Annotated in this window: 13 protein-coding genes and 1 tRNA gene; 7 read left to right on the forward strand and 7 right to left on the reverse strand. The window is 59.1% G+C overall.

All coding sequences use genetic code 11. The features are described 5' to 3' along the window. The first annotated feature begins 239 nt into the window (after nt 1-239). Nucleotides 240-4,940 carry an InlB B-repeat-containing protein gene (locus E7002_RS02275; protein ID WP_303727299.1) on the forward strand — a complete coding sequence of 1,567 codons (4,701 nt, stop codon included), beginning with the start codon at nt 240-242 and terminating at the stop codon, nt 4,938-4,940. Nucleotides 4,941-5,198: 258 nt separating this feature from the next. On the opposite strand, the gene E7002_RS02280 is transcribed toward E7002_RS02275, so the two are convergent. Then, nucleotides 5,199-5,393: a hypothetical protein gene (locus E7002_RS02280; RefSeq protein ID WP_303727300.1), complete on the reverse strand. Its 195-nt coding sequence runs from the start codon at nt 5,391-5,393 to the stop codon at nt 5,199-5,201. Nucleotides 5,394-5,578: 185 nt separating this feature from the next. Here E7002_RS02280 and E7002_RS02285 point away from each other — a divergent pair, with 185 nt between their 5' ends. The 4 genes from E7002_RS02285 (at nt 5,579) to E7002_RS02300 (ending at nt 10,958) form a co-directional block, all read left to right on the forward strand. Next, a complete protein-coding gene (locus tag E7002_RS02285) occupies nt 5,579-7,678 on the forward strand; it encodes a M13-type metalloendopeptidase (RefSeq protein ID WP_303727301.1) in 2,100 nt (699 codons plus the stop codon). Between the two features lie 88 nt (nt 7,679-7,766). After that, nucleotides 7,767-8,831: a D-alanyl-D-alanine carboxypeptidase family protein gene (locus E7002_RS02290; RefSeq protein WP_303727302.1), complete on the forward strand. Its 1,065-nt coding sequence runs from the start codon at nt 7,767-7,769 to the stop codon at nt 8,829-8,831. 66 nt (nt 8,832-8,897) lie between these two features. Next, nucleotides 8,898-10,424, forward strand: a complete 1,527-nt coding sequence (locus E7002_RS02295) for a PP2C family protein-serine/threonine phosphatase (protein WP_303727303.1) — start codon at nt 8,898-8,900, stop codon at nt 10,422-10,424. Between the two features lie 102 nt (nt 10,425-10,526). Then, the gene (locus E7002_RS02300) at nt 10,527-10,958 is read left to right on the forward strand and encodes a DUF3574 domain-containing protein (protein WP_303727304.1); all 432 of its coding nucleotides are present in this window, start codon (nt 10,527-10,529) and stop codon (nt 10,956-10,958) included. Nucleotides 10,959-11,164: 206 nt separating this feature from the next. Here the strand turns inward: E7002_RS02300 and E7002_RS02305 are convergent. After that, a tRNA-Ala gene (locus E7002_RS02305) sits at nt 11,165-11,240 on the reverse strand. A gap of 149 nt (nt 11,241-11,389) precedes the next feature. Between E7002_RS02305 and mazG the strand changes: the two genes are divergently transcribed. Then, nucleotides 11,390-12,319, forward strand: coding sequence for a nucleoside triphosphate pyrophosphohydrolase (mazG, locus tag E7002_RS02310; protein WP_303727305.1), 930 nt, complete (start codon nt 11,390-11,392; stop codon nt 12,317-12,319). Nucleotides 12,320-12,402: 83 nt separating this feature from the next. Here the strand turns inward: mazG and E7002_RS02315 are convergent, their stop codons facing one another. Next, entirely contained in the window at nt 12,403-15,306 is a 2,904-nt protein-coding gene (locus E7002_RS02315; RefSeq protein WP_303727306.1) for an insulinase family protein, read from the reverse strand. A 117-nt stretch (nt 15,307-15,423) separates the two neighbouring features. On the opposite strand from E7002_RS02315, the gene E7002_RS02320 reads away from it, so the two are divergent. After that, nucleotides 15,424-15,819: a hypothetical protein gene (locus E7002_RS02320; protein WP_303727307.1), complete on the forward strand. Its 396-nt coding sequence runs from the start codon at nt 15,424-15,426 to the stop codon at nt 15,817-15,819. 164 nt (nt 15,820-15,983) lie between these two features. On the opposite strand, the gene E7002_RS02325 is transcribed toward E7002_RS02320, so the two are convergent. The 4 genes from E7002_RS02325 to ispG form a co-directional block, all read right to left on the reverse strand. After that, complete coding sequence (locus E7002_RS02325) at nt 15,984-16,301, reverse strand: CDP-alcohol phosphatidyltransferase (RefSeq protein WP_303727308.1); 318 nt, start codon at nt 16,299-16,301, stop codon at nt 15,984-15,986. A 113-nt stretch (nt 16,302-16,414) separates the two neighbouring features. Then, complete coding sequence (locus E7002_RS02330) at nt 16,415-17,749, reverse strand: peptidase U32 family protein (RefSeq protein WP_303727309.1); 1,335 nt, start codon at nt 17,747-17,749, stop codon at nt 16,415-16,417. Then, complete coding sequence (locus tag E7002_RS02335; protein ID WP_303727310.1) at nt 17,750-19,537, reverse strand: proline--tRNA ligase; 1,788 nt, start codon at nt 19,535-19,537, stop codon at nt 17,750-17,752. A 99-nt stretch (nt 19,538-19,636) separates the two neighbouring features. Continuing rightward, nucleotides 19,637-20,701 carry a flavodoxin-dependent (E)-4-hydroxy-3-methylbut-2-enyl-diphosphate synthase gene (ispG, locus tag E7002_RS02340; protein WP_303727311.1) on the reverse strand — a complete coding sequence of 355 codons (1,065 nt, stop codon included), beginning with the start codon at nt 20,699-20,701 and terminating at the stop codon, nt 19,637-19,639.

The raw sequence follows: 20,701 nt of genomic DNA on the forward strand, positions 1-20,701 counted from the left end.
TCACAAACCCGAACCAGCAACCAAAATGGGGCGCTCCAGGCACTTTCGCGAGGTTGCTCCAACAATGTCATCGGTAAAGTAACATTCCACCTCTCCCCTCTCCGCATTTAAAACCCCGCGAGTATCATTCAGAGACAATGGGGGCATTTGCGCTCTCCGGCGCATCGCGGCGGCAGCATCCAAGCATGGCCGCACTTGGCCAGAGCGCTGGGGTAACGGGTCAAAAGAGAGGGGCAGCCATGAAGAAGCGATTGAGGGCATTCATCTGCGTGTTGTGCGTCCTCGCCCTAACGGTGACGCCAACATTTGCCGCATGGGGCGATGACATATCGTACGGCGAAATGAGAGCCACAGCTCAGAAGTTCACCGACGACACCAAGACGCAAATCAAGTCGTTTACGCTCAACGACACCTTCAACTACACGAGCCTGGGCGCCGACCCCGAAAAGACAACGCTCAGCCTCAACGCAAACAATCTGCAAAACATCGTAAAGACGAACCTGCTACCCCAGTGGAGCGGGATTGCGGCCAGCGTTTTCCGCGACCAGGCAAGCCAACTTGTCGACCTCTACGGGGAACAGCCCATCGGAGGGAATATGTCCCAGGCTGGCTTCGACTCCTACTTCAACATGAGTCAAGGCGAAACCAAATACGCCGAGGAAACCTGGAGCTGCTATAGCCTCAAGAGCAAGCTTGAGCAAACGAACCCATCCCATTCAGGCAAAACCGGCTACGACCAATTCACCGTTTCAGGCATTAAGAGAATCTCGAGCCTAAACGACGCGCGCAATTTGATGGGCCAGGCGCTTTACGAATGCCAAAGCACCACAGGCGCGCTCTCGGCTCAAGAATTTCTCGACGCAGACGAAGCCGGCGAGACAAGATTGGAGGGGCTCGATTCGACCGACTCAACGTCTGGCTTCGCAAACGTCGTAACTGCCGTCAATTGCAAAGGCTCCTCGGCAAATTTCGACTATGTATCTTTCGGAATCGTGTTCTATGACTTCGAGCCGGTACCCGTAGCCGCAACCGGACTTCAATATGTCAGCGGACCGACCCCCACGGGCGTCATCACCCCTGGATCTGCAAACAAGTCCACGGTCACCAATGGCTCGTCACAAGACATCATGCACTCCGCAGTGCTGGGAGATGCCGTCACGCAAACAACCACCACTACCCTATCTGGCCTTACATCCTTCGAGTTATCGGAAAACATCGGCGCCAACATCGGCCTAGCCGCAACCGAGTCCAGCTCGGATACGAGTTTTTGGGCAGACGACACCTTTGGCGCAGGCGCGTCAACCAGCACTTCATCGGAGTCCGCCTCGATGGGACTCAACTGGGGCACCGCTTGGAAAATGGGCGGAGCAATCGGTGCCGAACAGGGACATAGCGAATCAAAGGAAGTAAGCAAGGCCGTTGAGACCACAATTGCACTTCCCCCGCATACAGGAACGACAATCGAACAGGAAGCGTCAACCACCACATACACCCAAACTTACCAGCAGCCAGCCGCTCTGAGCTACAAGGTTGCGATTTTCGCCATGAGCGGCGATTACTATTCCTCCTCTGCCTTTGGCGGCATCGGCGGAATCAACGCCAGTGACTACGATAAGCAGTCCTTGGTCATCAAGTTCGACACGAACGAAACGGGAAAGCCGTCCTACGGATGCGCGGCAACGGATGATCTGTATCATCGCATCGTCAACAACAACCAGGTTGATAGCTACGACACCGCAGATGACCGCACGTATACCACCCATAGCACCGCAACGGACTGGAGGAAGAACCAGGAAATCAACTGGAGCAGCGTGACCGAAGCGGCTAGCGCCTACTACGGCATCAACGTTCCCGAGCTTTCCAGGCAAAACTACCTCTACGAATCCCCAGGTAAAATCGAGGTTAAAGACGACAAAACAAGTTCGCACGTATCCTCAACGTACCCGCTGTATGACCTCGCCTCGGTCAAGACGCCGAAAGCGAACTACATTCTGTACGACAAGAACACGCTTGACCTCGATTCCATAACCGTAGAAGGCTACAACAGGTTCAACGTGCCCTTCTACGGATTCACGTCGGACTGGGGCGGATGGAAACTCTGCGATGAGAAAGGCGTCGTCTACGATGACAAGACCCTGGTAAGCGAGAGTGAAGCAGGAAAGTTTGTCTATGACAGCGAAACGCGTACGCTCGCGCCCAAGGCGAATGCAGAAAGCCAAAGCGTCTATATTAGGTGGGTAATCAACGATGGCATACGCCAGGTGACAGGCGAAAGCGCCGACCCAGGCCAGGACCTGACGGAGCTGAACAACGTACCCACCAACAGCAACCCGGCTCTCACCCCCGTCGTGAGAATAGACATCGTAAATACCGGACTCGACAATCCGCAGATTTCGGCATCGGGAAGCTATACTGGCTTCTACCGCACGCCCATCAATCTGAATGACACGATGAACTACGTGGTAACCAACAAGACCGGCAAGAAGATCGATACGCAGGTACGCTGGGAAAGCTACGAACTGGAATCCGAGGGAATCAGCGTCAATGAGGGCACCGGCGACGTCCAGTTCACGCAGCCGGGCGAATACCATGTGCGCCCGTTTGTCGTGAACAACGACGGTGACCAGGTAGTTCCGCTAACGAGCGACGGCGACTACGAATGGCTTACCGTCATTGCCACCGAGCACAATCTGACGCACTACGACGCGAAGGCCCCGACGGATTGCACGGGCGGAGACGCGTACGGATGGATCGAGCACTATAGGTGCGCAGACTGCGGCAAGTACTTCCTGGACGCGGAAGGCACCACCGAAGCCGCTGAGGACGATGTCATCATTCAGCCGGCCGGCCACAACTGGGGCGAGTGGACTCCCTCCAATGACCCCGGCATAGAAAAACGCGTGTGCAAGAATAACTCGAACCACGTCGAGTATCGCAACGTGTACACGGTGACGTTCGACATGAACGAACCGGATAACGCACCCGCGGCAGCCCAGGGGCAGCCGGACGCACAGACCTTCACGTCCGACGCGACCGCATCGGTAAAGGTCCCGACGGCACCCACGCTCACGGGTTACACGTTCGAGGGTTGGTGCACGGACGAAGAGGGCAATAATCCCTACGACTTCAGCGAGCCCGTTAGCGCGAGCATGACGCTGTACGCCAAGTGGACCCCCGTCAAGTACACGATTGCCACCGTGGCCGTCGTGAACAAGACGGCACCCGACGCAGATGGCGGAACGCAGCAGATGATCACGCCCGCAACCGGCAGCTGCATCTACTTTGGGGATCCCGCTACCGACGAACGATATCTCGATGACGAAAACTACCTGTACTTCTACACGGAGGCAGCCTATGGAGAGACCGTCGAAATGACGGTAGCTCCGGCAGATAAGTTCGGCATGAGCGAGATCTGGGCAATTCCGGTTCTGGCCGTTTCCGATACGGATGCGTCCGTCGGCGAAGCCTTTATTCCGGAACGTCAAGGCGATACCAACGTCTACAAGGTCACGATGCCCGCTTCCGACCTTGCCGTCATGGGCAGCTTCGCTCAGGAACGCGTAAGCATAACGTACGATGCTGGCACGCTTTCGGGCAATCCAAACGTCGGCCTTCCGTCTAACGAGGAAATACAATACGGACACGCGATTGACGGACTCGATGGAAAGACGCCAACGCTTTCAGGGGATCTTGCGAATACCACTGAATTCGCCGGTTGGTTCACCGACGCGGAATTGACGAAGCCCTGTCTGTCCAACACGGCGCTCACCGCAGACACGACACTCTACGCCAAGTGGGTAGACAAGACCAACCCTCCCACGCTGCGCACCATAACCTACACGCTGGTATATAGTCCCACGGTCGATATCGACCCCGATGTGGCCAGCTACGACATCGAAGACGGAACCACGGCGTATAACCCGACGGAGGACGTATACGCCCTTGCCGACGACAGCACGCAAGCGCAGTACGCACTCCTCGAAGGCGATAAGTCCTGCTGGTTCAAGGGTGACGGAACCACTACCCCCGACTTCTCGAAAGCCGAATCCTTCGACTTCGACACGGCAGTCAGCGAGAACACCTACCTGTACGCGCAGGTAGTGCCTCGCACCTACACCGTGACGTACTACGACGGCGATACGCAGCTGGGAACGCAGGAAGTCGAATACGGCGGACTCATCAGTCAATCTGATGCCGACGCAAAGGCTCCCCACAAGGACGGTCAGGCGCTTGCCGGCTGGACCACGAACGGAGCCCTGTGGGCCTTCGGGGAAGATAGCGTTACCAGCAACCTGGCCCTGTACGCCAATTGGGACTACGAGGTGACGTTCAACGCCAACGGCCACGGCACAGCGCCCGAGACCCAAGTCGTAAAGTACGGAGATAAGGCTACGAAGCCGAGCGACCCAACAGCTGAGGGCTACGAATTTGGCGGCTGGTACACCGATGCGGCCTGCACGACCCCCTACAACTTCGACGACCCCGTAACGGAAGGCGTGACGCTCTACGCGAAGTGGACCGAAACGAATCCCACTTCCGTCGCCATGCACCGCTTGTACAACCCCAACGGCGGCGAGCACTTCTACACGGCCAGCGACGAGGAGCGCGATGGCCTGGTGAAGCTTGGCTGGCAGTACGAGGGCACCGGCTGGACGGCACCCGTCACGAGCAACACGCCCGTGCACCGGCTGTACAACCCCAACGGCGGCGACCACCACTACACCATGAGCGCCGAGGAGCGCGACTGGCTGGTCTCGCTCGGCTGGAAGTACGAGGGCATCGGCTGGTACTCCGACGACGCCAAGACCGTCAAGCTCTACCGCGAGTACAACCCCAACGCCCAGTCGGGCTCGCACAACTACACCACCAGCCTCGAGGAGCACAAGAACCTCGTGAAGCTGGGCTGGCACGACGAGGGCACTGCCTGGTACGGCCTGTAAGTAGCCCCTTGAAGAGGGCATGAGAATCCACGGAGCGTGATCGCGGAAAGGACATAGAAGCACACGCCCCATGAGGGAATAGCTCAAACGAAGAATGGACGCGGAGACGTAAGCTCCCGCGTCCATTCTCGTTTCCGGAAGGCAATACGGGCTTGCCAATAAAAGCGAGCGCTGACATGCGCACAGAAACGACAGGCGGACGCCGGCATGCCCCTACGACCCCGACGTCCGCTTGCAAACGCAGCGATTCGAATATTGCTAACGAAAAAGCACCCCGCCAACCATGATCACGAAGAGCACGACCATAGCAACGACGAAAACAAATCCGGACAGGGTCAAAATAATCAACATGGCTCGCATCAAGCAGCCGCCGCAACCGCCACCGCCGCCAGCACCAGAGCCTCCCCTGCCTCGCAGAAGATCGTACATGGCGCCTTCGGGAATACCGCTCATACGGGCTCTGTTGCTTCCGTCGTTCATGCTCGCATTATAAGCCCATCAACGCATACGCAACGCTTGCCGCGCCAGCAACCATGAAATAGGCCCGCGATGCTACCATTTACGCATCCGCAACAGGGAGCGGAATCGCTGCTCACCGAACAGGCAGCACGCCGTCAGACAACGGCAAGGAGGGGACCATGAAACTACTCGAAAAGGCAACTGCGCTTGTCCTCGTTCTGGCAATGGCCACGACGCTCGCGGCATGCAACGGCACCACCAGCTCAACAAGCACGGACACCAGCGCATCAACCGATAGTAACCTTGCTGGAAAGCCCTGGGTCACCACGAACCTGCAGGGCAACCTGCCAAGCGAGCGGCCCAGCGCGAAGGACGACGTGTACACACACTACGCCTACGAATACCTTTCAAGCCACCAGGAAACCCCCGGCTCGGCAATAACGGACCACGCGAGCGAGCTGCAGTCCGCAATCACTTCCCTGGTCAAGGACGAAACCAAGACCAGCCACGACATCGAGCAACTGCGCATCCTCTACAACCAGGCCGCCGACACGGAAGCGCTGCAGGCTGCGGGAATCTCGGAAATCCAACCCTACCTCGACCGCATTGATGCAGTTACCTCAATCGAGGAAATGAACGCGCTCATCACGAGCAGCGACTTCCCCTTCGACCCGTTCATCCAGGCAAACATTTCCACCAACGACACGCGCACCACGAACATCGTCGCCATTAACCCGAACCTCGTTCTATGCGACGTTCTCACCAATGGCGGCATGTACTACCAGGAATCCGACGACCAGCAAACGCAGCAGAGCCTGGATAGCGCCATGCAAACGCTCGCCATATACCCCACAATCGACTTCATGAGCGCGGGAATGGAACGGCAGGACGCGGGAGCGGCAGCTTCGACGATCGTCGCCTTCGAAAAGGCCCATGGCAAGTACGTCGACAGCCCCAGCACGTACGTCATGGCCGATTATGGCGCAATGGCGGACGCGGCACGCGATAGCTATTGCACGCTCGACGAGATGTGCGCCCTTTCGCAAAACTTCCCGATGCGCGCCGTAGTCGACAAGATGGGCAAAAGCGGATCCGAAACGTACGTCGTCACGAAAAAATGGCTTACGGCCTTCGATGACATGTGGACCGCCGATAACCTCGACGCCATCAAGACAGTGGCCAAGGGAGCGATTCTCAAGGAAACACGCCCCTACCGCGATCCAAGCACCATGAACGAAGTACTCGCGCAGTACGGAGCAGCCGTACCCGATGCCGACGCCTTCGCCTACAACGCATGCACGAGCATCGACACGCTTGCCAACGTCGCTGCCTCGGCATACGTCGAGAATACGTTGGGCGCCCAGGCGAAAACGCGCCTCAATGACCTTGCGCAAAAACTCGTGAACGAATACAAGGACCTCGCCAATAACACCTCGTGGATGAGCGAGGAATCCAAGCAGCGCGTCATTGAGAAACTCGACAACATGACCCTGAACGTGCTGGAGCCCACGGGCGGATACTACGATTACAGCGGGCTTAGCCTCACCCCCACCGACCAGGGAGGAACGCTTTTCTCCAACTACCTGGCATGCAAGCAATACCGCGAAGAATGCGACAACAAGCTCATTGGGCAGCCCGCCGTGGCGGCATCGCCATGGTTCGCGATCAGCCCCACCACAAATAACGCATTCTACGATTCCACAAGCAACTCCATCAACATCTTCCCCGGCTTCATAACGAGCCTCATCTATTCCGATGACATGACTGAATCCGAGCTGATAGGCACCGCCGGCTGGACCATCGCGCACGAAATCAGCCACGGCTTCGACTACATGGGCTCGCAGCTTGACGCATACGGAACGCCCAGCCCCGTCTACGCGGAAGGCGACATCGACAAATTCGTGCTGAAATCATCTACGCTCGCCCTGCGCTACTCGCAAATCGAAATCGCGCCAGGCCAGATGGTGTCCGGAGACATGATTGCCGCGGAGGCAACCGCCGATCTATGCGGCGTGCAGGCATGTCTTGAGCTCGCCTCGAAAACCGAGGGGTTCAACTACGACGAATACTTCGCAACCATTTCGAACATGTGGGCAAGCGTCCTCTCCCCGAACGCAATGCAGCAGGCCGCTCTCGATACTCATCCGCTTTGCGCCCTGCGTGTCAACGTGAGCCTCCAAATGCTCGACGCAACGTATGAGCAGCTTGGCGTTACCGAGGGCGATGGCATGTACCTAGCGCCAGAGGAACGCATTGTCATCTGGGGCGAAAAGGCATAAGGGAACACGCGAGGGCTGCGGGGGCAAGGCAGGCGGAACCAGCAAGCCCCTGCCAGCTTTCCGAACAAGCGAAACAGGAGGGTCAGCCATGAAGCAAAAGCTAGCGTTTGCAATACTCTGCGTTGCGGCGTGCGCGATGCTCGCCGGATGCGGAGGCAATGCCACCTCGACGTCGAGCTCCCCTCAGTCGACACAACCCTCGTCAACTGCATCGAGCACCACCCAACAATCCCAGGGGATCGACTACCTAGCCCTCGTGAACAAGATGAATGCCCTACCCGACGGCTGGGAGGACGCGCTCGAGACCGTGCATTTCACCAACACGGTAGGCGACGACGTCGAAGTCGAGAAGAAGGCCTACGACGCCTACCTGGAGCTGAAAGCAGACCTTGAGAAGGAAGACGTGCACGTTGACCTTGACTCAGCACGACGTAGCGTGGCCGAGCAGGAACGCATCATGGCCGATTTCACCGAAAAATACGGTGCTGACTATGCAAAGAAGACCGTAGCCACGCCGGGATACTCCGAACACCACACCGGCCTCGCGCTCGACCTGTACCTGATCGTCGACGGCCAGGACATCACCGAGAACGAGGACATGATGCAGTATCCCGAAATCTGGCAGAAGATTCACGCCAAGCTCGCTGAGCACGGCTTCATCCTGCGCTACCTGGAAGGCGACGAGCACATCACAGGCTATGGCTATGAACCTTGGCACATCCGCTACATAGACGATGCGGACATCGCAAGGGAAATTACAGAGCAGGGCATCACCTTCGAGGAATACAAGTCTGGCAAGATTGCTCCCGAAGTATCCTACAGCTTTGCAAATTCCACCCTCTACACTCGCGAGGAGCTTGAAGAGGCTGCCGTTCAGGCCAAATGCGAATTCGCCACGTTCGCGGGCTGCGAGCTGCATTCCCTGCGCTACGCCGGCGACGCATGCAACACGCCCGAGAATCTTGCCTGGCTGAACAGCCTGGACGAGGGCAAGAACTACACGCAGGTCTGCGAGCTCGTTACCGACTTCCACTCCCCTACGACAGGCACCGAACCAACCGCCTGGAACCCAGACACGGAGTACACCGACTACCAGTGGTGGCTTGCCCGCAACAATGAGAACGGGTGGCAACTCGTATCGTATGGATACTAGGATCGGATTTTAATGCGCCAGTCCGCTCATCATACATGAACGGACTCCCGAAGCGGAAAGGTCGCTATGCTTAATAAGGTCAAAAACGGTCGCGCATTACCGGGATTGCTCTTCACCCTTGCCTCGGCAGCGGTTTCCTTCGTGCTCAGCTGGGCGCTCTTCTTCGACCAGGAAACTCTCTTGATGGTAGGCGAGCGCCTGTACGACTGCGGCATCGACATCTTTGGGGCGTTCGTCTGCGCGGCCCTGTACTTTGGCAGCATGAGGCAGGAGGGCGGCGGAGCGAGGGAGTTCGGGGTCCTGACCGCCCTGGTGAGCGCAGGTTTCCTAGCCAACGGTCTCATGTTCTTCACGGGACTCGCATTAGGGCAGGCAACACTATACTTCGCATTAGCCATGACGAGCAAACTGCTCGACCTCGTGATGATCTACTTTTTTTATCGCTACGTGAGAACAACGCTCGATCTCAAGGGCAAACTAGCCAGCTGGGCAGACAAGGGTATCCCCATCCTGATGGCGGCCCAAACGCTGGTTATTCTGTCCAACATCGTCTACCCGCTCACGTTCTGGGTCGACACGAATGCGACATACCATGCCACGGACATCTCCTTAGCAGAGGATGTGTGCCTGCTCGCGACATCTCTTGTCACGACCATCCTAATCATCCGAAGCAAAAGCCCCCACAACCAGAAAGCCGCTGCTCTGACCTTCATCTTCTTGCCCCTCTTCAACTATTTCTCGACTCCCGGGGAGTTCGGCAACGCATCGAATTACGGGATGATCCTGTTGTCGCTGACCATCATGTACTGCATCATCTTTAACGAGACGAGCGAAAAGCTGGTATCCACGCAAACGGAACTCGACACGGCAGCGGCTATTCAGACGAGCATGGTGCCTTCGATTCCACCTGCAGGGGAAACCTTCGAGCTGCAAGCGAGCATGAAAACGGCGAAGGAGGTGGGCGGCGACTTCTACGACTGCTTCATGATCGATTCGGACCACCTCTGCATCGTCATCGCCGATGTCAGTGGCAAGGGCATGCCCGCAGCGCTTTTCATGATGCGGGGAACCACCGTGATCAAGGACCATGCCCTTATCCGTGACAGCACATCGGAAATCCTGACCGCCGCCAACGCCCGCCTCTGCGAGAACAACGACGAGGAGATGTTCATAACCGCCTGGATTGGCATCCTTGACACGCGCACGATGACGCTACAGTACACCAACGCTGGACACAACTACCCGGTCCTATTGCGCAAGGGCCAGCCATGCGAACCTATAGAGGAAACGCATGGGCTGTTCCTCGCCGGGTTCGACTTCACGGAATACGGCCAAAGCGAACTCGAGCTCGAGCCGGGAGACCGCCTCTTCCTCTACACCGACGGCGTCACCGAGGCCCATGACCCGGCGAACGCCCAATACGGTGAGAACAGGATGAATGAAGTGCTAGAGAAAACCAGGCAGTTCCCCGGTGATCAGGTACTCGACAGCATTCTCGAGGACATCAAGACCTTTTCCCGGGGAGCACCCCAATTTGACGACATCACCATGGTCGTCCTGACCATAAAGGGACGGCAAGAGGAACGGAGCTAACCAGGTGACACGGGGACGGTTCTTATGTCACCTTGTCACCCCGTATCGGTGCTCGCTTGCTGTAGACCGTGATGCAACTTGAACGAAAAGAAAGGGGTCACCATGAAGATCAGGGAAACGGTTCTCGCGTGCGCGTTGGCCGCCGCCATCGCAGCCGCGCCGCTTGTGGGATGCGCATCGCAGGGTGCAAGCGCAAGCGCTGAGGCTGCAGCAGGCGACACGGAATACGTGCTCTACTTGGGCACGAACGATAAGGACACGAACCAGCCCGTGTATTCCCGCGAGGAATCGAAGGAACGCGTGAAGGCCATTCTCATGAAGAACTTCGGCGGCTACACGATTCAAGAGGCAGAAGGCGGCTGGAAGGGCGATGACGGCACGGAGTACCAGGAGTACACGCTGATCATCTACCTGAGCGACACCGACATCGACACGGTGCACGCAACGGCCAAGGAGCTCGTCGACGAGTTCCACCAGAGCTCGGTGCTCATCAACACCCAACGCGTTGAAACCGAGTTCTACGACGGCAAATAGCCGTCTGGAAGGCAACGGGGGCGGGTGACACGGGAGGATGCGCATGCTGCGCCTGCGGCGCAGCATTCCGGCTTCGCGCTTACGCGCTCCTTTGTGCACAGCCCACTGGGCTGTGCACCCCTCTCGGGGTTCGATCCCCCTATGCCCGTCCGACACGGACCTGAGGGAAAAACAAAACAGGCCCATTTCTGGACCTGTTGGCAATTTGGTGGAGCATAGGGGAATCGAACCCCTGACCTCATGGCTGCCAGCCATGCGCTCTCCCAGCTGAGCTAATGCCCCGTGAAGCGTTGCTTATATTAACAGACCCAAAAAATCGGTCAAGCGCCGTTTGTAATTTCTTCACAAGTCATCGTGTCGCACACTAACCGGCCTCCACAACTCCAAACTCGCGTATCATATGGAGCATTAAAAACGCCTAAGGAGGCTCCATGTCCGAAGAAGCAACTCGCACGCCCCAACCCGTCCCCAACCCCGCTACCGCAGCAAACCACCCCGAGTTCAATGCATTCGTGGAAACCATCGCCACGCTACGCGACCCCGACGGCGGCTGCCCCTGGGATTTGAAACAAACGCACCAGAGCATCGCCAAGAACATGATCGAGGAAGCCTACGAGGCCGTCTCGGCCATCGAAGAGGACGACGCCGACCACATGCGCGAAGAGCTGGGCGACGTGCTGCTCGAAGTCGTGCTGCAGGCGCAAATCGCCGCAGACGCAGGTGAATTCACCATCGATGATGTAGCGCACGACGTAAACGAGAAGATTGTCCGCCGTCATCCCCACGTCTTCGGCGCGCAGGCAGCCATGGAAGCCGCCGGCCTCAGCGAGGAGGAAGTCGCATCCGCCCAAACGGCAGACGAGGTCCTGGACCTCTGGGATGTCATCAAGGGTCACGAACGCAAGCTGAAGGACGCCGCGCGCGCCGAGAAGCTCCGCGCAGCAGGCCTGGACCCGAACGCGCCCCGCGGACTCTTGGAAGACGCCTCGCGCGAGCAACCCGCCCTCATGCGCGCCCAGGAAGTATCGCGCAAGACGGTGAGCGTGGGCTTCGAATGGGAATCCACCGAAGACGTCTGGGCGAAGGTCGAAGAGGAAATCGCCGAGTTCAAGGCAGCCGAACCACGTTCGGCCGAAGCGGAACTCGAATTCGGAGACATCCTATTCGCGCTGGTAAACGTGGCACGTCGCGAGCACCTCGACGCCGAAACGTGCCTGCGACGCACCTGCGACAAGTTCCAGCGCCGCTGGGAGCACATGGAAGCCGCGGCCCATGCCAGCGGCAAGCGCATCGACGACTACGACACGCAAGCGCTCAACGACCTGTGGAACGCCGCAAAGAAGGCAGAATCCGCCCAGTAAACCGCCAACGCCAAGGGCCCAACCGGAACCGTCCGGTTGGGCCCTTGCATACGAGACCATCTAACGGGCTATAGCCCACTCCCCTACATGAGCTCGATGCACCGATCGAACTTCGTCTTCGCCTTGTCGATAATATCGGCACTGCCAAAAACGCAGATGGCAGAGGAATCCGCCAACACACGCAGCGCATTAGCATAGCCGCGAAGCACTTCGGGCGTAACGGCAAGCTTTTCCGCACGCATTTGCTCGCGAAAATCGGGGGCACGATGGGCAAATACGCTCGCATCGCCACGACGCGCCACCATGCGGGGCTTCGTGGGAGCGTCGTGCGCCGCAACGGTGCTCACGATGTAGCCTTCCATCTCGTCGGGAGACGGGTCGAACTCGGCAAGCCAATCGGCAGCCGCATCGTAGCGCTCGAGCGTCTCGTCGATACGTGGGTCGCGGAACGAATGGAATCGTGCATAGCCAATGGGCATGCGACGGAACCCACAACCATACGCGCCGCCCTTCACGCGCACCTCGTTCCACAGGTAGTCAAACGAAAGCGCATTCGAGAGCACCGACCAGGCGCCGCCATACGGAGCGGCCTCGCGCAAATTGGCGCCCTTGGCCACGTACACCACATCGCCTGGCGTGATAAATGCCTCGCGGCGCACCTGGGGCGCAGGAATCTGCAGCATGGATTCCTGAGAGCCTACCGGCAGGCCAAGCGTACCCGCGGCGTTAGCAAACGCCTCAAGCTCTTGCGGCGTGCCCGTGAAGCTAATCGTGCAATTTGCCTGCGTGAAGACGCGCTCGCGTACGTCATTCAGGCGAGCTACCAGCTCATCAAAACGCTCGTCGAAGTGGTCGAGCAGATCTTTCAGGAACAGATAGAAGTCGACGCCATGAAGCTGCTCATCGAGCACACCCGACGTGAACAGGTACGAGGAAATGCGCGAGGCGGCCTTGGTATGGCCCATGCCCATGAACGACTGTTCCATGTCGATGCGCTTCTGCACGAGCGCATCGCGCACGCGTGCCTTGTCGTTGAAATCGGTGCGCTCCCACACTTCGCGCGGAATGGACGCAAGAGAATCGAGCTCCTCGGAAAGGGCGCTCGTGGAAACGACGAACCGCGGGGTGATATCCTCGGGGTCCTTGCTGTTCACGTGCACTTCAGCGAAGAAGCGAAGCGAGCCCAAATGCTCGCGCGTCCACACATCCACCTGGGCGGCAGAGCGTGTATCAGTGCCCAACACGCCCAGCAGCTGCGCCATGACCTCAGCGTAAGGAATGTCTTCCCAGGTAAGGCCATTCATGCCGAAGTAGGCGTACAGATAATTGATGCCGCGCGTGGGAATGTCGTGATACAGATACGGCAGCGGCAAATCATCGCACCGTACCGTTTCCGGATCGGGAACCGCGGGCCCAATGTCGCTCACATGCAGCTGCGGCAGCGTGGAGAGCGCCTCGGGGGAATCGGGAGCTTCCTGACGGGCACGCAGCGCCTCGACATCGGCATGCACCTGTGCTCGGTCTTCCTCGCCCATAGCCCGCTCGCGCTCGGCAAGCTCCTTGGCCTCCTCGGAAGCAGCGCCCTCTTCGGACGTGGCCTGCAGATCCACAAGCGCCTTGTGATCGTTACGTAGCACCAGGCTTTCCAGCAGATCCTCGAAGTAGCGGCCCGCCAAACCCTCGCGCATGTGCGCCAGCGGCTCTTCATAATGCAAGTACGTCGTAACGTCATCGTCGCTGTACAGCCAACCGGAAAGGGCACTCATGGCAAGCGCCACGCCATCGGCCATGCCACGGTCGCGCTCGCGCAGCGAAAACGCCATCTGGGCAAGGGAAGCTTGCAGCACATCGCGCGGGATGCCCTCTTCCACCAGACGCTTTGCCTCGGTCTCGATGACCTCCATGAACTTCCGCGCCACCTGCGGCTTCGCATTGCGCAGGACGAACATGGCACCTGGTTGCGCCTGGGCGTCCAGCAGATAGCCCGTGGCGTCGCCGCCCAGGCCAGCGTCGAGCACCGCACGCTTAATGGGCGATTCGTTGCCACCCATCAAAGCATCTAGCAGGATGTCGCAGGCCAGCACGCGCTCGAAATCATGCGACTCCCCCACCACGTAGGCAAGGCCCACGCAGGCGTTATCGGGCGACGTCGTCATCTTCACCACGTTGTCGAGCGAAACGCGCGGGTTGGCATGCCCACGCGGGTTGGGTGACTGCTGCGTGCGCGGCTCGCAGCAGTCCAGATAGCGCTCGTCCAAGAAGCCCAACATGCGGTCGATATCGACATCGCCATAGAGCACGATGTACGAATTGTCCAGGCGATAGTGGCGCGCATGCGTATCCAGGAACTGCTCGTACGTAAGCTGGGGAATGGCGCGTGGCGTACCACCGCTTTCGAACTCGTAGCACGTGCCCGGGAAGAGCGCCCGGTTGACAGCGTGATACAGCACGCTTTCCGGGTCGGAAAGGGCACCCTTCATCTCGTTGAACACCACGCCGTTATACGCCAGCCGCTCGGTGCCATCCTCTTGCGGCTCCAGCTCGTAATGCCAGCCCTCTTGCTCGAAGATAGCCCCGTCGGAGTAGATGGCCGGATGCAGCACCGCATCGAGGTACACGTCCATGAGGTTGAGCAGGTCCTGCTCGTTCGTGCTAGCCACGGGATACATCGTCTTATCGGGGAATGTAAGGGCGTTCAGAAACGTCTGCATGCTCGTGCGCAGCAAGTTTACGAACGGCTCCTTCACGGGAAAGCGATCGGAACCACAGAGCACTGAATGCTCCAGAATGTGGAACACGCCGGTATCGTCGACAGGTGACGTGCCAAACGCTATTGAAAACGCCTTGTTCGTATCGTCGTTCTTCAAATACAGCAGCCGAGCGCCGCTTTTCGCATGTCGCATGACAATGGCATCGCCATCGATTTCGGCAAGCGGTTCAACGCGTTCAACGCGAAAACCATGCAACTCATCGTTGGTTTGAAGCATTATGCCTCCTAGCTAAATCGAAATTCGAGGGCAACTATAGCACTATGCCCACAACAACCTACGCGTCGTTGCACAATGGTTGCGCTATCATGAAAGCATCAATCGAAAGGGGCTTTCATGGAAACACTGACAGACCGCCAGAAACTGATTGCAAACACACTCATCGATTGGGCGCGCGAGCACAAGGGCGAAGCCGCACACGATATGATCATCGAGGAAAGCGAGCTCGCTAAGCTGTTGGGCGACGCAAGCTGGAAGCGCGCCAACAACGAGGACCTCTACATCCTATGCGCGTACTGCAGCCGCAAGGAATATCCCATGATTCCCTTGCTCGTAGTCATCCCGGGCCTGCGCAAACCCGAAAAGCCGCTCATGACGCACGCGTTCAAGGCAACGCTCCCCGCCGCGGAAAACGCCAAGCGCTGGGACGCCGCGCTGAAGGATATCAAGAAGACCAAGGTGGCCACCTGGGACGAATTCAAGAAGAACATGCAGCCTGCATCTGAGGAATAGCATTCTTCCCCACCTGGAAAAGGCGATGGGCCGGGCGGTCGAAACCGTCCGGCCCATCTTGTATGCGCATACGGCAGCGGAAAGGCCCCACGCGCCTGCTCATCTTCATGATTTGCGTCAGCTTCGCCTGGGGCGCCCGCGCGCTCCGGCCTGGCAGGTGGCCGCTAGTCGAAATCCTTGACCGAGCCTTCGCTCGCGAAGAACGTAGCATCGGCAAACAGGTCTTCGATGCTTTCACCCTCATCGGTAAAGGGAACGTGCAGGAACTCGTCGATCGTGGGAACCAAATCGGAACAATCGACGTAATGCGCCTTCTCGTTCAGCTCGTTGGTGTCTTGCACGCGCCATGCATGCGAATTGACATCGGTAAGGTAGTACGTATACACCCCTACCTGCATATACGCCGCGTGACTCACACGAAGGTACGTCTTCAGGTCATCAATCGTGGCAATATCCAACGCTTCCTCGGCACGCTTTCCCATACAACAGCCCTTTCTCCCTGGACGAATATAGGGAAATGATACCGCAATTGAGCGCATTCATTTGCGACATGCAGCAAGGCGGGCAGCAAATGAAACGAATAGTTGCGCAAAAGCTACTTGGTGGTACGACTTGCCCGCTGAATGCGGAAGATGGTATGACGCTCCACGGGGAACGGAATATCGAACGCATAAAGCTCCATAGTGCGATTCGCGCAGTTCACGGGCATCTCGAGTGGCTGCGGGGAGCTCGGCTGCCACTGCGGACGCTCGCGCTCGTCGATGACGACTTCTTCGTAGGGCATATGGCACACGTTCAACGCCAGGCACGTGCGCACCGGCTCGTGCGGGGCAAGCACCTCGAGCTCGCTGCCCTCCCAGAAGCGATTGCGGCACAGGCCCACCACGCGCCACACGTCACCCTTTGGTTCGCATTCAAGCACGTCAAACGCCCAATCATACGGGCGGATGTACGCATCGCTCTCGGGCGTCTGATGCGCAGGGCCAAAGTAGAAGCCCGTGCCATACGGACGATGCGACACGGTTTCCAGCTCGCCTGCAAACGCCGCAGGGTCGGCGCCGTCGAGCACCTGACGATAGGCGTTCACCACCGTGGCAACGTAGAACGCGCGCTTGTTGCGACCCTCGATCTTCACCGAGTCGACCCCAATGCGACGCAGCTCGTCCAGATGGGCAAGCATGTTCATGTCCTTGGCATTCAGCATGTAGCTACCGCGCTCGTCTTCCTCCACGGGAAAGAACTCGCCCGGGCGCTTCTCTTCCACCAGGGAATACTTCCAGCGGCACGGCTGCGTGCAATTGCCATCGGTGGCACTGCGACCGGTAAGGTAGTCGCTAATGAGGCAGCGGCCGGAAATGGCCATGCACATGGCGCCATGCACGAACACTTCCAGTTCCAGCTCGCGCGGAAGCTCCTCGCGCATGGCGGCAATGTCTTCCATGCTCATCTCGCGGGCGCACACGATGCGCGACGCGCCCAGCTCGTGCCACACCAGAGCCGACTGGGCGTTCGAGACGCTTGCCTGGGTGCTCACGTGAATCTGCACATGCGGGGCATACTGGCGCGCCATGCGAAGCGCACCCAAATCGCTTACCAGCACCGCATCGGCGCCCGCTTCGTCGATGGCCCGCAGATAGCGAGGCAAATCGTCGAAGTCGGCGCGATGCATCTGGGCGTTCACCGTAACGTGCACATGCACGCCATGGTCGTGGGCATACCCCACGACCTGCGGCAAATCCTCCAGACTGAAATTGGTCGCACGCTTGCGCAGGCCGAACTTGTCGGTAGCCAGGTACACGGCATCGGCGCCGAAGCGAATGGCATAGGCAAGCTGTTCCCATCCGCCCGCCGGAGCCAGAAGCTCGGGGGTGGGATGCTCCTGCGAATCCTTATATGCGCCGTAGGCAGCGCCCAAGCTGGAAAACGTCATCTACTTCGTATGGGAGCGAACCGCGGTAACGGCCGCTTCCATCCTTACGTTGGCAGCCTGCTCCAAAAACGACGCGATGGGCTTGCTAGCGCGCTTGGCGAATGCCAGGGCCTCGGCGTACTCGTCGAAGGAGATGGTGGACTTCTCGCCCGTGGAGCGAACCTTCAGCTCCAGCTCCTGGTTGGCAACGCCACGCTTGCCCACCACGATCTGCAGCGGCCAACCCATGAGGTCGGCTTCGGCGAACTTCACACCGGGGCGTTCCTTGCGGTCGTCCAGGACCACTTCCACGCCCAGCTCGGCCAGCTCGCGCGCAACGCGCTCGGCCACCGGCTGCACCACGTCGTCACCCACTACCAAGGGCAGCACGCATACGTGCGCCGGAGCAACGCTTGCGGGCCAGGCAATGCCGTATTCGTCGCTATGCTGTTCCACGATGGCAGCCATGCAGCGAGAGACGCCTACGCCATAGCAGCCCATGATGAACGGCTGTTCCTTGCCGTTTTCGTCGAGGTAGGTGGCACCCATGTTCTGGCTGTACTTCGTGCCCAGCTGGAACACCTGGCCCACTTCGATGCCGCGGCACATGCTCACCGGCTTGCCGCACTCGGGGCAGGTATCGCCCTCGCGCACCGTGCACAGGTCGGCCCATACGTCCACGGTGAAATCGCGACCTTGCTCGGCACCCACATAGTGGAAGCCGTCTTCGTTGGCGCCAACCACCCAATGGGCAATACCCTGCAGGCTGCTATCGGCAACGATGCGCACGCCCTGGGGCAGACCCACGCAGCCGATGGAACCCTTGGGCAGGCCAGTTGCCTCGAGTTCCTCGTCGGACATAAGCGCAAAGCCATCGATGGTACGCTCGGCCTTGAGCTCGTTCAGCTCGTGGTCGCCCGGCACGAACAGGGCAATGGGGTTGCCCTCGGCGTCCTTGCCCACCATGGCCTTCACGGTAGAGCTTTCAGGGCAGTTCAGGAACGCAGCGAGCTCGGCAATGGTATGCACACCCGGCGTTTCGATCTTCTTCAGTTCGGTTTCCGCATATTCCGTAGGATGCGGCAGGCACGCAGCCACTTCGCTATTCGCAGCCCAACCGCACGTGCAGCTGGCAAGCTCGGCTTCGCCAGCGTCGGCCAGAGCATGGTATTCGCACGTCACGCTACCGCCAATCTGGCCCGAGTCGGCCTGCACGGGGCGGAAGTCCAGGCCCAGGCGCTCGCAGATACGGGCGTAGGCATCGCTCATGTCGTCGTACGTCTGCTGCAGCGATTCCTGGCTTGCATGGAAGCTGTACGCATCCTTCATGATGAACTCGCGGCTACGCATGAGGCCGAAGCGCGGGCGAATCTCGTCGCGGAACTTCGACTGGATCTGGTACAGCGTAAGGGGAAGCTGCTTATAGGACTTCAGCTCGTTGCGCACCAGGTCGGTAATGAGCTCCTCGTGCGTGGGGCCCAGGCACAGGCCATGGCCGTGGCGGTCTTCCATGCGCATGAGTTCGGGGCCGTAGTCGTCCCAGCGGCCGCTCTCATGCCACAGCTCAGAAGGCTGCAGTTCGGGCATCATGATTTCCTGAGCATCAATAGCGTCCATTTCCTGGCGCACGATGTTCTCGATCTTCTTGATGACGCGCCAGCCCAGCGGCAGGAAGCTATAGAGGCCCGTTGCGCTCTTGCGCATCATGCCAGCACGAAGCAGCAGCTGGTGGCTGACGATGTCGGCATCGTTGGGAACTTCTTTAAGCGTGGGCGCATACAGCGCGCTCATGCGCATAATCTGAGTCATCTGGAATCCTATCTGTCTACAACGCGCCTATATTAGCGCAAACACACGGCGCTCCTAGTATTTTCAACGAATGAGCGAACGTGAGAGCCCGACAAGCGTCTACTTCTGCGGAAGCTTGGCAATTTCGGCCATGAGCGCCTCGACGATCTGGTCTTCGGGAACCTTGCGCAAGGTGCTTCCACCTTTGAAGATGATGCCCTGCCCCGCCCCGCATGCCACGCCGATATCGGCGTCAGCCGCCTCGCCGGGACCGTTCACGACGCAGCCCATAACAGCCACCTTGATGGGATTCGCCACATTGCGCAGACGCTCGTCGACTTCCCTGGCCAGGCCAATGAGGTCTACCTGGCAGCGACCGCACGTGGGGCAGCTCACCAATTCGGGGCTGCGACGACGCAAGCCCAGAGCCGAGAGCAGCGACCAGCAGGCATGAATTTCCTGCACCGGATCGTCGGTAAGCGAGATGCGCATGGTGTCGCCAATGCCCTCTTCCAGAAGGATGCCCAGGCCAGAAGCGGATTTCACCAAACCCTGGAAGAGCGTGCCCGCTTCGGTGACGCCAATGTGCAGCGGCACCTGGGGCAGACGCTTGGAAAGCAGGCGATACGCGGCCACCGTGGTGGGCACGTCGCTGGCCTTCGCCGAGACCACCAAATCGGTAAAGCCCCTGCCCTCGAAGTACTCCACGTACCCCGCGGCGCTCTCCACGAGCTTTTCGGGCAGCGTAAGGTCGTCTCGCGCGGCAAGGGCGTCGTCGAGCGAGCCAGCGTTCACGCCCACGCGAATGGGAATGCCCGCCTCGCCTGCGGCATCGATGACGGCATCGGTCTTCGCCAAGCCGCCAATGTTGCCGGGGTTGATGCGCAGCTTCGCCGCTCCCCTGCGAGCCGCCTCGATGGCAATCTGCGCATCGAAGTGAACGTCGGCCACCACGGGCAACGGGGACTCCTCGCAGATTCGCTGGAACGCGTCGAGGCAATTGCGACGCGGAATGGCAACGCGCACGATTTCGCAACCCGCATCGGCCAGACGCTGGATCTGGTCGAGGTTGGCCTGCACGTCGTCAGCGGGCATGCATGCCATAGACTGCACGGCGCACGGAGCACCACCGCCCACGGGCACCAACCCGACCATCACTTGGCGTGTTTGCTGACAAGGTTTCAC

The organism is Denitrobacterium detoxificans, from assembly GCF_015062615.1.
Classification (GTDB): Bacteria; Actinomycetota; Coriobacteriia; order Coriobacteriales; family Eggerthellaceae; genus Denitrobacterium; species Denitrobacterium detoxificans_A.

Coding starts and splice junctions, on each gene's coding strand:
- E7002_RS02320 (WP_303727307.1), top strand. CDS start 15,424: ATGGAAACACTGACAGACCGCCAGAAACTGATTGCAAACACACTCATC.
- E7002_RS02285 (WP_303727301.1), top strand. CDS start 5,579: ATGAAACTACTCGAAAAGGCAACTGCGCTTGTCCTCGTTCTGGCAATG.
- mazG (WP_303727305.1), top strand. CDS start 11,390: ATGTCCGAAGAAGCAACTCGCACGCCCCAACCCGTCCCCAACCCCGCT.
- E7002_RS02295 (WP_303727303.1), top strand. CDS start 8,898: ATGCTTAATAAGGTCAAAAACGGTCGCGCATTACCGGGATTGCTCTTC.
- E7002_RS02325 (WP_303727308.1), bottom strand. CDS start 16,301: ATGGGAAAGCGTGCCGAGGAAGCGTTGGATATTGCCACGATTGATGAC.
- E7002_RS02330 (WP_303727309.1), bottom strand. CDS start 17,749: ATGACGTTTTCCAGCTTGGGCGCTGCCTACGGCGCATATAAGGATTCG.
- E7002_RS02275 (WP_303727299.1), top strand. CDS start 240: ATGAAGAAGCGATTGAGGGCATTCATCTGCGTGTTGTGCGTCCTCGCC.
- E7002_RS02315 (WP_303727306.1), bottom strand. CDS start 15,306: ATGCTTCAAACCAACGATGAGTTGCATGGTTTTCGCGTTGAACGCGTT.
- E7002_RS02300 (WP_303727304.1), top strand. CDS start 10,527: ATGAAGATCAGGGAAACGGTTCTCGCGTGCGCGTTGGCCGCCGCCATC.
- E7002_RS02290 (WP_303727302.1), top strand. CDS start 7,767: ATGAAGCAAAAGCTAGCGTTTGCAATACTCTGCGTTGCGGCGTGCGCG.
- E7002_RS02280 (WP_303727300.1), bottom strand. CDS start 5,393: ATGAGCGGTATTCCCGAAGGCGCCATGTACGATCTTCTGCGAGGCAGG.
- E7002_RS02335 (WP_303727310.1), bottom strand. CDS start 19,537: ATGACTCAGATTATGCGCATGAGCGCGCTGTATGCGCCCACGCTTAAA.